We start from the raw sequence: 12823 nt of genomic DNA on the forward strand, positions 1-12823 counted from the left end.
CCCCGCCGGGCGGCCCCCCCCCCCGCCCCCGCCCGGCCCCCCCCCGGGGGGCCCCCCCCCGCCCCCGCGGGCCCCCCCCTCTCGTCGTGTCCCGGGGGGCACGGGCCCCCGGGGGGTCAGCCCGCGATGCGGTCGAGCGCGTCGGTGCGCAGGTCCAGCAGTGCCATCAGGACCGGCGGGTCGAGCGCGTCCAGCGGGCGCAACGTGATCTCGGCGGGCATCAGCAGGGTGCCCTCGCGCACGGTCACCGGGCCGTAGCTGCCGACCGAGACGACATCCGCGTCGCCGGTACCGGACGGCATGTGCTCGAGGCCGTACGGGACGGAGTGCACGAGCACGTGCCAGGTGCCGACCGGTACGTCGCGCAGTTCGAAGGAGCCGGGGCCGTCCAGGACGACGCAGCGCACCGGCTGTCCCTGCGGGACGGGGGTGGGGAAGAGCCCCACGAAGCAGTGGCCGGGCTCCCGGTCCGCGGGCAGGTGCACCCGCCCGCGGAGCGCGCTGTGCACGGTCGTCGCCTCGGCCGTGGCGGTCCCGATCTCCGACGTGAATCCGCCCAATTCCCGGAACATGCTCGGTGAGACGCCGACACACGACTTGAAACGGGAACTGAAGGTTCCGACGCTGCTGTATCCGACCTGGCTGCTGATGTCGGCCACGCTGAATTCGGTTTCGAGGAGGAGGCGCTTCGCCTCCTGAAGTCGCAGGGCGGAGAGAAAGCGCCCGGGGGACGTACCCGTCACGTCCCGGAAAACCCGGGTGAAATGGAACTTGCTGAACATGGCGGTGCGAGCCATGTCGTCGATCGTGAGTTCCTGGCCGAGATTCGCGTGCATCTCATCGATCACCCGGAGGACAGCGGCTTCGATGGCGGTGGTGGTCACCGTTTCTCCCTGTCGTTGAATCATGCTCCCTGCCGAGAGGCGGAAGCCGCGTGCCGTGACGGATCGGGGGCGGCGTCGGTCAGCCGCCGCCGGGCGAGGTCCTCGGCGAACCTCTTCCACACCTGGGAGCACTGGAGGGCCAGTTCCGCGACCGTGTCCGTGCAGTGCGGGGGTACGGCGGCGACCTGCCGCCGCCAGGCCTCGTCGACCATGACGTGGGTGTGCAACCAGCGCAGGAAGTGTCGTCCGGACTCCGAGTGCCGCAATGACGGGTCGCCGGCGAGCCGCCGCAGCAGTTCCATCGAGCCGCGTGAACCGCCGGTGACGGCCGTCGGGGCGAGGGCGGCCGTCGCGACGGGCGGCGCGGGGGAGCGGCCGGCGCCGGGGCTTCGGGCGGGCGGCTCGGAGTCGGAGGGTCCGGTGGACGCGGCGAGCGCGGTGGACGCGGCGAGCGCCGCGGTGGAGCGGCGGGCGGCCGCGGTTCGGCGGCCCTCGGGCACCGGGGCCTCGCCGCGCAGCAGTCTTCGGCGCACGTCGTGTGCGGTGCCGAGGGAGAGCCCGGTCTCCTTGACGATGGCCCGCAGCGGGAGGTCGGGGCGGCGGGTCATGAGCTCGGCGGCGCGCAGTCGCTCGGCCGTGCGGTCCAGCGGATGGATCCGGCCGTCGGCGCCGATACGGATGTTCGAGCGCGGATTGTCCGCAGTCGAACGGGGACGGATCGCGGCGACCGTCTTGGCGTCGAGACCGGTGCAGGAGGCGACGGACCGGTCCGACAGTTCGGGCCGGGAGCGCAGGATGCGCTCGGCCGCCGCCTTGCGGTCCGCCACGGAGAGGGGAAGACCGTGGGTGGTGTTGGCGGTCACCGAGCGGAGGAACGCCTCGTCGTCGGCGCCGTCGAAGTACTGCACCTCCACCGAGGTGAGCCCCTGGCGCGCGGCCGCCGCCACCCGGTGCATGCCGTCGACCACGCGCAGCGTGGTCCGGTGCACGAGGACCGGCGGCAGCGAAGCGTAGATGTCGGCCAGGCGCCGTACGTGATCCTCGTCCAGGCCGTTCAGGCGGGGCGAGTCGGCCGGCAGCAAAGCCTCGATGGGCAGCCGGTGGGTGAAGTGGGCCGGCAGCGTCAGAGTTCTTCCGTCGCGGTTCACCTCTCCCCTTTCCCTTCCGGCGAGATCGAGGCGTGTCCGGCCATCCCCGAAACTCCATGGAAAAAGCCCGGACCACCGCGGAGGAATGTGCATTCGGGACGACCATAGCGAACGACCTCTTTTTTTTCGGAGGGTCGGCGCGGAGACAACGCGACTCCGGTTAGTTGCATCAGAGGACTGGCGTTCGGGCGAACGCGGATCGAGTTGGTTGTTTGAAAAGACTCGATGCTTCTAGCTTTCTTCTCACGCCAGCAGGAACCCCACCCACCGGAGGACGAGTTGCACCGAGCACGGAGAATCCCCGAGCGAAGGGTCGACATCGGGGAAGAAGCCACCTCGACCCTCGAGGCGTACGCGGACACCATCGTCCCCGGCGAGAAGCGCTGGCCCGGTGACCGGGCGATCGCCGGTGTCAGCACCGGCGGCGGCGCCGTCACCAGCGGCGCGCTCGACCTCCTGCGCTGGGACGCCACCGGCATCCACGACGGTCTGGAGGACCTGGCCAAGCTCGTCAACGAGCACGCCGTGGTCTACGCGGCCAAGAACGGGCTGACCCTCGACACCGACGTCCCGCCCTTCGTGGCCCTCGGCTACGACGACCGGGTCGCCCTGATCGTCGAGCTCACCGCCGTAGGCCACCCGGAGAAGGACTTCTGGGTACTGCTCTCCCTCTTCTGCAACATGGCCTTCGACTCCGCCGCCCACCTGCACACCGACGACGCGCTCGCCGCCGGTCACCCGGGCCTCACCGCCATGGGCATCACCGCCCCGGACGCCGACGGACTGTGGCGCTTCCAGGAAGCCGGTTACGGCCGGCAGCTCGCCGACCTCCACCCCGCCACCACCCTTTCCGGGAGCCCAGCATGAGCACCTCCATCGAGAAGACCGACGTCCTGGTCATCGGAAGCGGTTTCGGCGGGGCGATCGCCGCCTACCACCTGGCCGCCGGCGGTGCGAAGGTCACCGTCCTCGAGCGCGGCCCCTGGTTGAAGAGCGACGAGTTCGAGCACGACTACAAGCTCGGCTCCTCCTACACCCGGATCTTCGACTTCGTGGTCGGCGACGGCATGAGCGTGCTCGGCGGCAACTGCGTCGGCGGCGGCAGCGTGGTGTACTTCGCGGCCATGCCGCGGGCACCGAAGTTCGTCTTCGACCGGCACGGCAGCATCGGCCGCCGGATGTGGCCGAAGGCGATCAGCCGGGACACCCTCGACCCCTGGTACGACCGGATCGAGGAGTCCCTCTCGGTCAGCAAGCAGGGCTGGGAGGACGCCTCCTACGCGGGCGGTCTGTGGGCCGCGGCCTGCGACCACGCCGGGCGCACCGCCAACCCGCTCGCCGCCGCGATCGACAACTCCAAGTGCGTCAACTGCAACTTCATGATGGCCGGCTGCCGCTTCGAGGCGAAGCAGTCCCTCACCGTCAACTACCTCCCGGCCGCGCTCGCCCACGGCGCCGAGATCCGCCCGCTGCACGAGGTGCAGCACCTGACGCGGACCCCCGAGGGCGACTACCGGGTCCACTACAACGTCGTGGACGACGAGGACTACCGGCTGCAGACCGGCTCCGGCGTCATCGAGGCGAAGATCGTCGTGATGGCGGCGGGCGCGGGTGCCACCCCGGTCATCCTGCAGCGCAGCGAGTCCCACCTCGGCACCATGCCGCACGCGGTCGGCCGCTACTTCTCCGGCAACGGCGAGCGCCTCAACACGGCCATCATCAACGAGGACAAGGCCGCCGAGATCCTCGGCCTGACCCGCGGCGACGGCAACCTCCCCTACGGCGCCAACGCGATCGGCAAGGGTCCGACCGTCGCCAGCTGGGACAAGCTCGACGGCTCGCTGCCCGAGTACTCCCGCTACTCCCTGGAGCAGCTCTACTTCCCGCCCGGTCTCGGCACCATCCTGGCCCAGGTGCCGGACGCCTCCGGACCGACCTGGTTCGGCAGGGAGAAGAAGGAGATCCTCAAGCACTGGAAGTCCTGGCTGACCATCTTCTGCATGACGGAGGACGACAACGAGGGCGTCTTCGGCCCGCCGCCCGCCACCGGCAACTCGATGCGCATCTCGCAGCAGATGCTCGGCCGCGGCAACCTCTCCTACAAGCCCACCGAGAACACTTGGAACGGCTGGAACCAGGCCGACGCCGACGTGAAGGAGATCCTGGAGAAGGACGGCCTCGCCAAGGTGATGCCGTGGACCAACGACCTGGTCGGTGCCTACACCGTCCACCCGCTGGCCTCCTGCCGGATGGGCGATGACCCGGCCACCTCCGCCCTCGACGACACCAGTGAACTGCGCGGTCACTCCGGCATCTTCGTCACCGACGGTTCCGCCGTCCCCGGCGCCCTGACCGTCAACCCGGCGATGACCATCGCCGCCCTCGCCGAGCGTGCGGTGCCGCACATCGTGGCCGCCGCCCAGGCCAGGGGAGTCGCGGTCGCCTACGGCGCCCCGGCCCCCACCGGCTACAAGAGCGGACGCAACGGCGTACTGCCGCTGCTCAAGCAGAAGCGCCTGGTCACCGTGTGATCCCTGGGGACGGCTTTCGCCGGCCAGTGAGTTGCTTCAAAAAACCGATCACATGACCAGTGGGTTGCGCCACGCAACCCGGAAGCGCAGAAGGAGGCGGCGATGCGACCGCTCGTACGACTCATGCTGAAGGGCTCGCTCCGGCAGATCCGGCACATCGCGGCCGTCCCGCCCGCCCGGGCCGAGGACACCGTCGCCGAGGTCTATGCCCAGGCCCACCGCGAGTTCGGCGTCGTCGCTCCGCCGCTGGCCCTGCACTCCCCGGCTCCGCAGGCGCTGGCCGCCTCCTGGCTGCTGCTGCGGGAGACCCTCCTCGCCGAAGGCCGGGTCTCCCGGGCCGCCAAGGAAGCCGTCGCCGCCGGGGTGTCGCGGGCCAACGACTGCTCCTACTGCGTCGAGGTCCACGAGGCCAAGCGGGCCACCCTGCCCGGCACCGACACCCACCGGCCGCTCGCCGTCTGGGCGATGGACGCCACCACGGCACGGCGGCAGCAGGAGCAGCCGCCGTTCGACGCGGCCGACGCCCCTGAGATTCTCGGCACCGCCGTCACGTTCCACTACCTCAACCGGATGGTCCGGCTCTTCCTGCCGGACTCGCCCGTCCCCGCCGCGGCCCCCGCCGCCGGCCGCGGACCGGTGATGCGTCTGGTCGCCCGTGCCATGCGGGCCGACCGCGGCGCACCGGTGACACCCGGTGCCGCCCTGGGACTGCTGCCCGCCGCCCCGCTGCCCGCCGGACTCGACTGGGCGAAGACCAGCCCCACCATCGCCGAGGCCCTCGGCCGGGCCGTCGCCTCCGTCGACCACGCCGCCGAGCGCTGGGTCCCCGAAGCCGTCCGCGAACTGCTCCACACCGTCCTCGCCTCGTACGACGGTGCCGTCCCTGGCCCCGGCCGCAGCTGGCTCGCCGAGGCGACGACCCCGCTCGACGGGGCCCACCTGCCCACCGGGCGACTCGCCCTGCTGATCGCCCTCAACCCCCACCAGATCACCGACACGGACCTCGCCGACTTCCGCGCCGCGCACCCCGCCGACCGCGAGCTGGTCGAGCTCGCCTCCTGGGCCGCGCTCACCGCCGCCGTCGACATCGGCACCCGGCTCCCCGCACCCGGCAGGGCGCCCCGCCCCGCGGTCGCCGCCCCCTGAACTCGCACCGCCCGCCGTACCCCGCCCCGCCCTTCCCGTACCGCTTCCCTTCCACTTCCCGTCCGAGGAGACACCACCATGACCGCCACGAACGACGTCCTGAAGGCCCTCGCCATCGAGATCGAGGAGACCGCCCGCCTCGTCGAGGGACTGGACGAGCAGGCCTGGCACACCGCCACCCCCGCCCCCGGCTGGAGCATCGCCGACCAGATCGCCCACCTCACCTTCATCTTCCACCTGGCCGGCACCGCCGCCTCCGACCCCGATGGCTTCGCCAAGCTCGCCGCCGGTGCCGCGGGCGACTTCGACGGCGCCGTCAACGCCGCCCTCAAGCAGTTCAACGGCTTCCCGCCCGCCCAGCTCCTCGCCCGCTTCCGCGCCCTCGGCCAGAACTCCGTCGACGCCCTCGCCGCCGTCCCCGAGGGCCAGGTCGTGCCGTGGCTGGTCAACCCGCTTCCGGCGGCCGTCCTCGCCTCCGCCGGAATCATGGAGATCTTCGGTCACGGCCAGGACATCGCCGACGCCCTCGGCGTGCGCCGCGAGGCCACCGAGCGCCTGCGCCACCTGGTCTTCTTCGCCTTCCTCACCCGGGACTTCGGCTACCTCTCCCGCGGTCTGACCCCGCCCACCGAGCACTTCCGCATCGAGGTCACCGCCCCCAACGGCGAGCTCTGGGCGTACGGCCCCGAGGACGCCGCCGACAAGATCACCGGCCCCGCCGAGGACTTCTGCCTGCTCGTCACCCGCCGCCGCCACCGCGACGACCTGGCCCTGGTCGCCACCGGCGCAGAGGCCGACCGGTGGCTGGACATCGCCCAGGCCTACCGCGGCCCGGCCGGCGAAGGCCGCACCCCCGGCCAGTTCGCCCACGCCCACTGCGAGCACTGAGCGGACATGACCGCGCGACGGGCGGCCCCGCCCCGCACCCCGACCGCCCTGCCCCGAGGCCCACCAGGCACCGGCCCGCCCCTCCTCCCTCCCTGCCGCCAGGAGTTCCCATGACCACCGCCACGCTGCGCACCGCCGTCGTCATCGGCTGTGGCACCACCGGCACCTCCGTGGCCCTCGCCCTCACCGGCGCGGGCGTCGAGGTCACCCTCCTCGACGACGACCCCCGCGCCACCGCCGAGGCCGTGGCACTCGGCGCCGGAACGCCCTGGACCCCCGAGCGCCCGCCCGCCGACCTGGTCGTCGTCGCCACCCCGCCGTCCGCCGTCGTCGACGTCCTGTACCGTGCGCAGAGCCAGGGCCTCGGGAACGTCTACACCGACACCGCCGGAGCCAAGGACGTCATCAGCTCCGACGCCGAACTGCGCGGCTGTGACCTCAAGGGATACGTACCCGGACACCCGCTGGCCGGACCCGACGCCCCCGGCCGGGCCGGCGCCGGCGCCGGCCGCTTCACCGGCCGCATCTGGACCCTGTGCCCGTACGAGACCACCCCCGACTGGGCGCTGCGGATGCTCGACGCGCTGATCGAGGCCTGCGGCGCGCAGCGCCTGGACCTCTCCCCACAGATCCACGACCGGGTCGTCGCCGAACTGTCGCACGCCCCGCACCTGGTCGCGGCCGTCCTCTCCAGCCGCTTCGCCGACAGCTCCCTGGCCCTCCTCGGCCTCGCCGAGCCGAGCCTGCGCGACGCGGTCCGCACGGCCGGCGGCGACCCGTGGGTGTGGGGAGACGTGCTCGCCCACAACGCCGGACCGGTCGCCGACGTCCTGGACCGGATCGCCGGGCAGCTCACCCGGGCCGCCGCGATCCTGCGGGAAGGCGACGACTCGGCACCGCTCGAACTCGCCCTCACCCTGGAGGAGGGCAGGCGCGGCCAGGCGGCCCTGGAAGGCACTCCGGACGGGCGCACACCGAGAGATGCGCCGGCCGCCGGCCGGGTGTGACGGTCGCGGGGTGACCGTCACCACGTCTTCGCCCCAGCCCGAGCCGTCACGCGGCGGCGTGCTGCGTCTGCCCGCCCCCGCCATGCGCCTGGCCAAGCGTCTCTTCACCACCGCTTACTGGTCGTTGTCCGACTACGGCTGGGTGTGGATCGGCGTGACGACCCCGACCGCGCCGCTCGACCACGGCACCGCCCTGCAAGGGCCGCCCCCCGGACACCCGGAACGGCTGTCCGCCCTTCCCCTGACTCCCGTGGAAAGCGCCCTGGAAAAGCAGTTGACCGACGACTGGGACCCGTTCCCCGGCAACTCCGCAAACCAGGAGATGACCCGGCCGTGATCCGCCGGACAGGCTCTGGGCACGACCGCCGCAGGAGGAGCCGTCCATGTCGGAAGAGAGCCGCGGGGTGACCATCACCCCGCAGGACGACCGGTACCCCGGTCTGGTGGAGGGATACAACCACCGCTTCACCGGGCGTCCCGATGCGGTCCGCCTCACCGCCACCACCCAGGACGTCGTCGACGCCGTCCAGGACGCCGTCGACACCGGTCGCCGGATCGCGGTCCGCAGCGGCGGCCACTGCTTCGAGGATTTCACCGCCTCGCCCGACATCCAGGTCCTCATCGACCTCTCCCCGCTGTCCGCCGTCTCCTACGACGAACGGATGGCGGCCTTCGCCGTCGGCGGCGGCACCCGCCTCGACCGCCTCTACCAGGAGTTGCACGACGGCTGGGGCGTGACCGTCCCGGCCGGAACCTGCTTCGAGGTCGGCGTCGGCGGCCACATCTGCGGCGGTGGCTACGGACACCTCTCCCGGCGCGACGGCCTGGTCGTCGACCACCTGTACGCCGTCGAGGTCGTCACCGTCGACGAGACCGGCCGGGCCCGGGCGATCACCGCCACCCGCGAGCCGGACGATCCGCACCACGACCTGTGGTGGGCCCACACCGGGGGCGGGGGCGGCAACTTCGGCGTCGTCACCCGCTTCTGGCTGCGCTCCGCCGGCCCCAGGCCGACCGCCCCCGAGCGCGCCCTGCCCCGCGCCCCGCGCCGGATGCGCCGCGCCGACGTCGTCTGGTCCTGGGACACCCTGGACGAGCAGAGCTTCACGGCACTGCTGCGCGCCTACACCGACTGGCACGAGAAGAACAGCGCGCCGGACTCCCCGGCACGCCACATCTGGAGCAACCTGATCGTCCTGCACCGCTCCGCCGGATCGTTCGTCCTCAACTCCGTCATCGACGACGACGTGCCCGGTGCCGGCGAGCTGATGGCCGAGCAACTGGCCGCGCTCACCGGCCCGGGCGGCGCCGCACCGGCCCACGTCGAGGAGCAGGTGGTGTCCTGGATGGACACCTGGATGCCCTCCTACAGCTGGCCCAGCGACCCGCGCGGCCGATACAAGAACAAGGCCGGATACCTGCGCGCGGGCTTCACCGATCACCAGCTCGCCGCCGTGCACCGCCACCTGACCGACCCCGGCTACGACAACCCGATGGCCTGTCTGGTGCTCACCGGCTTCGGCGGCCAGGTCAACGCGGTCGCCCCCGACGCCACCGCCGTCCCCCAGCGCGACTCCATCCTCAAGGCGTCCTACTCCGCGGGCGCGTGGACCGCGCCGGAGGAGGACGAGCTGCACATCGCCTGGGTGCGCCGCTTCTACCAGGACGTGTACGCCGAGACCGGCGGCGTCCCCGAGCCGGGCGACGTCAACGACGGTTCGTACATCAGCTACCCGGACGTGGACCTCGCCGACCCGGTCTGGAACACCTCCGGCACCGGCTGGGCCGTCCTCTACTACAAGGAGAACCACCCGCGTCTGCAGCGGGTGAAGAAGCGCTACGACCCGCGGAACGTCTTCCGCCACGCGCTCTCCGTCGCACTGCCCTCCTGACCGGTCGACGCCGCCGCGCCCGCGGCGGCCCGCACCCGTCCCCACCCCGACGAAACACAGGGAGATCCCCCATGACCGCCACGACCACCGCCACGGCCCTCGCCGAGGACACCGCCGCCGTCGCCGCCGTGCCGCAGCGCATCGTCGCCGCCTGGGCCGCGCACGACGGCGCCGCCTTCGGCGACGTCTTCACCGAGGACGGCACCATGGTGCTGCCCGGAGTGTACGAGACCGGCCGCGAGCGCATCGCCGGCTTCATGACGCAGGCGTTCGCCGGCCCGTACAAGGGCACCCAGGTCACCGGCACGCCGCTCGCCGTCAAGTTCCTCTCGCCCGACAACGCCGTCGTCATCACCCAGGGCGGCGTCCTCGCCCCCGGCGAGACCGAGCCGGCCGCCGACCGCCAGGTCCGCGCCATCTGGGTGCTGACCAAGCAGGACGGCGAGTGGCTCCTCGCCGCCTACCAGAACACCCCCCGCAACACCCCGTGACCCCCGCCGGCCCGAAGAAGGAGAACACGGTGGCCCACACAGCCGCACACCGTGCGGTGGTGCTCGGCGGCAGCATGGCGGGACTGCTCGCCGCCCGCGTGCTCGCCGACACCTACGCGGAGGTCCTGCTGGTCGACCGCGACCGCCTCGTCGGCGTCTCGGGACCGCGGCGCGGCGTGCCGCACGGGCGGCACGCCCACGGTCTGGTGGCCCGCGGCCAGCAGATCCTGGAAGAGCACTTCCCGGGGCTCACCGACGACCTCGCGGCCGCCGGTGCCCCCCCGGACGACTTCGGCCACGCCTGCCACTGGTACTTCAACGGCCGGCGCATCGCCCCCGCCGACACCGGTCTGGTCTCCGTTCCCGCGGGCCGACCGGTCCTCGAGGAGCAGGTGCGCCGTCGGGTGCAGCAGCTGCCCAACGTCCGCTTCCTCGAGGAGCACGACATCCTCGGGCTCCGCACCACCGCCGACCGGACCCGGGTCACCGGCGCCCGGGTCCAGCCGCGCCACGCGGGCGGCGAGCCGCAGGAACTCGACGCCGACCTCGTCGTCGACACCACCGGCCGCGGCTCGCGCACCCCGGTCTGGCTCGCTGAGCTCGGCTACCCGGGCCCGGAGGAGGAGCGGGTCGAGATCGACCTCGCCTACACCACGCGCCACTACCGCCTGGACCACGACCCGCTCGGCGACGCCCAGGCGATCATCCCGGCCGCGACCCCCGAACACCCCCGCGGCGGCCTGTTCTACCGGCTGCCCGGCGACGGCGACATCTACGAGCTGTCGCTCACCGGCATCCTGGGCGACCACGCCCCGACGGATCCCGAGGGCTTCGAGACGTTCATGCGCTCACTGCCCGTCCCGCACCTGTACGACGCCGTGGCCGACGCCGAGCCCGTCGACGAACCGGTCAAGTTCCGCTATCCGGCAAGCGTCTGGCGCCACTACGAGCGCCTGACCAGGTTCCCCGACGGACTGCTCGTGATGGGCGACGCCGTGGCGAGCTTCAACCCGGTCTACGCCCAGGGCATGACGGTGGCCGCGCTGGAGTCACTGGCGCTGCGCCGGCACCTGGCCGCACCCCGCGGCCGGAAGCCCGCCGCGTACTTCAAGGACGTCGCGGCCGCCATCAAGGCGCCGTGGGAACTGGCCGCCGGTTCCGACCTCGGCTACCCGGGTGTCTCCGGACGCCGCACGCTCAAGGTCAGGATGGCCAACGCCTACGTCGCACGCCTCCAGGCCGCCGCCGAGCACGACCCGGAACTGAGCAACGCGTTCATCCGCGTCGCCGGTCTCGTCGACCCGCCGCAGGCGCTGATGCGCCCGCGCCTCATGCTGCGCGTCCTGCGGGCCTCCCGCGCCGCCCGGCGCACCGGCCCCGCCACCACCGCACCGCGCCGGCGGCCTCAGGCCGCCGCCGCACCCCGCTGAAGCCCGTTTCGCCCGTTCCGGCACGCGCACCACGAGAGGCTGCCATGCGCCCCTTCCGCATCGAGATCCCCCAGGCCGACATCGACGACCTGAACGAGCGCCTCGCGCGCACCCGCTGGCCCGAGGGCGAGATCCCGGACACCGACTGGTCGCGCGGCGTCCCGGTCGCGTACCTCAAGGAGCTCGCCGAGTACTGGCGCTCCGGCTTCGACTGGCGCGCCGCCGAGGCCAGGCTGAACCAGTACCCGCAGTTCATCACCGAGATCGACGGCACCGACGTCCACTTCCTGCACGTCACCTCGCCGGAACCGACCGCGAAGCCGCTGATCGTCACGCACGGCTGGCCGGGCTCCGTCGCCGAGTTCCTCGACGTGATCGGCCCGCTCACCGACCCGGCCGCGCACGGCGGCGACCCGGCCGACGCCTTCCACGTGGTCATCCCCTCGATCCCCGGCTACGCCTTCTCCGGCCCCACCCGCGCGGCCGGCTGGGACACCCGCCGGGTGGCCCGCGCCTGGGCCGAACTGATGAGCCGCCTCGGCTACGACCGCTACTTCGTGCAGGGCGGCGACTGGGGCATGCCGATCTCCCTGGAACTGGGTCTCGCCGACCCGGAGCACGTCGCCGGCGTCCACGTGAACATGTTCGTCACCTTCCCGCCGCAGGAACCGGCCGCCTTCGAGGACCTGGACGCCACCGACCTGGGACGCCTGGAGTTCGCCGGGCGCTTCCAGCAGGACGGGATGGGCTGGCAGCGCATCCAGTCGACCCGGCCGCAGACCCTCTCGTACGGGCTCACCGACTCGCCGGTCGGCCAGCTCGCCTGGATCGTCGAGAAGTTCAAGGAGTGGACCGCCGCGGACAAGGTTCCGGAGGACGCGGTCAGCCGCGAGCACCTGCTCACCAACGTCTCGCTCTACTGGTTCACCGGCACCGCCGGCTCCAGCGCCCAGCTCTACTACGAGTCCGCGCACGGCGACGAGGCCTTCGTCCGCACCTGGGGCGGCCCCTGGCCGCTGAAGGCGCCGGTCGGCGTGGCCGTCTTCCCCGAGGACGCCGCGCTGCCGATCCGCCGCTGGGCGGACCCGCTGCTGCCGACGCTCACGCACTGGACCGAGTTCGACAAGGGCGGCCACTTCGCCGCCCTCGAGCAGCCCGAGCTGCTCGTCGAGGACGTCCGCGCCTTCGTCCGGCCGCTGCGCCAGGGTTAGCCGCGCACGAGACCACCGGGGCGGCCGGCTCCTTCCGGAGCACCGGCACCACCGAGGCCGAGACCCTGCGCGGCTTCCTCGACTACCTCCGTACCTCCGTCGCCGCGATGGTGGAAGGCGCACCGGAACCGGCGGTCCGCACGGCCGCCGTGGCCTCGGGGACCAACCTGCTCGGCCTGCTCCACCACCTGACGC

12 protein-coding genes and 1 pseudogene are annotated in these 12823 nt (G+C 72.6%); 11 read left to right on the top strand and 2 right to left on the bottom strand.

The window, feature by feature from the left end; all coding sequences use genetic code 11:
• Positions 1-116: 116 nt before the first annotated feature.
• On the bottom strand, positions 117-884 hold the full coding sequence (locus ACFW6A_RS34505; RefSeq protein ID WP_200428882.1) for a helix-turn-helix domain-containing protein: 768 nt from the start codon (positions 882-884) through the stop codon (positions 117-119).
• Positions 885-904: 20 nt separating this feature from the next.
• Positions 905-2032 (bottom strand): ParB/RepB/Spo0J family partition protein, encoded by a 1128-nt coding sequence (locus ACFW6A_RS34510; RefSeq protein WP_386476801.1) that lies wholly within the window; start codon positions 2030-2032, stop codon positions 905-907.
• A gap of 279 nt (positions 2033-2311) precedes the next feature.
• Between ACFW6A_RS34510 and ACFW6A_RS34515 the strand changes: the two genes are divergently transcribed.
• The 11 genes and pseudogenes from ACFW6A_RS34515 to ACFW6A_RS34565 form a co-directional block, all read left to right on the top strand.
• A complete protein-coding gene (locus tag ACFW6A_RS34515; RefSeq protein ID WP_200428881.1) occupies positions 2312-2899 on the top strand; it encodes a DUF5987 family protein in 588 nt (195 codons plus the stop codon).
• Complete coding sequence (locus ACFW6A_RS34520; RefSeq protein ID WP_200428880.1) at positions 2896-4563, top strand: FAD-dependent oxidoreductase; 1668 nt, start codon at positions 2896-2898, stop codon at positions 4561-4563. Before ACFW6A_RS34515 ends, ACFW6A_RS34520 begins: the two co-directional genes overlap by 4 nt.
• Positions 4564-4665: 102 nt before the next feature.
• On the top strand, positions 4666-5709 hold the full coding sequence (locus tag ACFW6A_RS34525; protein WP_386476806.1) for a carboxymuconolactone decarboxylase family protein: 1044 nt from the start codon (positions 4666-4668) through the stop codon (positions 5707-5709).
• Between the two features lie 78 nt (positions 5710-5787).
• Positions 5788-6597, top strand: a complete 810-nt coding sequence (locus tag ACFW6A_RS34530; RefSeq protein ID WP_386476808.1) for a TIGR03084 family metal-binding protein — start codon at positions 5788-5790, stop codon at positions 6595-6597.
• 110 nt (positions 6598-6707) lie between these two features.
• Positions 6708-7604 carry a prephenate dehydrogenase/arogenate dehydrogenase family protein gene (locus ACFW6A_RS34535; RefSeq protein ID WP_386476811.1) on the top strand — a complete coding sequence of 299 codons (897 nt, stop codon included), beginning with the start codon at positions 6708-6710 and terminating at the stop codon, positions 7602-7604.
• A 10-nt stretch (positions 7605-7614) separates the two neighbouring features.
• Positions 7615-7941, top strand: coding sequence for a DUF6059 family protein (locus tag ACFW6A_RS34540; RefSeq protein ID WP_386476814.1), 327 nt, complete (start codon positions 7615-7617; stop codon positions 7939-7941).
• 46 nt (positions 7942-7987) lie between these two features.
• Complete coding sequence (locus ACFW6A_RS34545) at positions 7988-9496, top strand: FAD-binding oxidoreductase (RefSeq protein WP_386645531.1); 1509 nt, start codon at positions 7988-7990, stop codon at positions 9494-9496.
• Positions 9497-9567: 71 nt separating this feature from the next.
• Positions 9568-9987, top strand: a complete 420-nt coding sequence (locus ACFW6A_RS34550; RefSeq protein ID WP_200428874.1) for an SgcJ/EcaC family oxidoreductase — start codon at positions 9568-9570, stop codon at positions 9985-9987.
• A gap of 29 nt (positions 9988-10016) precedes the next feature.
• Positions 10017-11417, top strand: coding sequence for an FAD-dependent oxidoreductase (locus tag ACFW6A_RS34555; RefSeq protein WP_386476821.1), 1401 nt, complete (start codon positions 10017-10019; stop codon positions 11415-11417).
• A gap of 44 nt (positions 11418-11461) precedes the next feature.
• Complete coding sequence (locus tag ACFW6A_RS34560) at positions 11462-12628, top strand: epoxide hydrolase family protein (protein ID WP_386645534.1); 1167 nt, start codon at positions 11462-11464, stop codon at positions 12626-12628.
• A gap of 41 nt (positions 12629-12669) precedes the next feature.
• Positions 12670-12823: pseudogene (locus tag ACFW6A_RS34565) on the top strand (DUF664 domain-containing protein); the annotation flags it as partial.

Origin of the sequence: Streptomyces sp. NPDC058758, assembly GCF_042746075.1 — a bacterium.
In the GTDB taxonomy this organism is placed as follows: Bacteria; Actinomycetota; Actinomycetes; order Streptomycetales; family Streptomycetaceae; genus Streptomyces.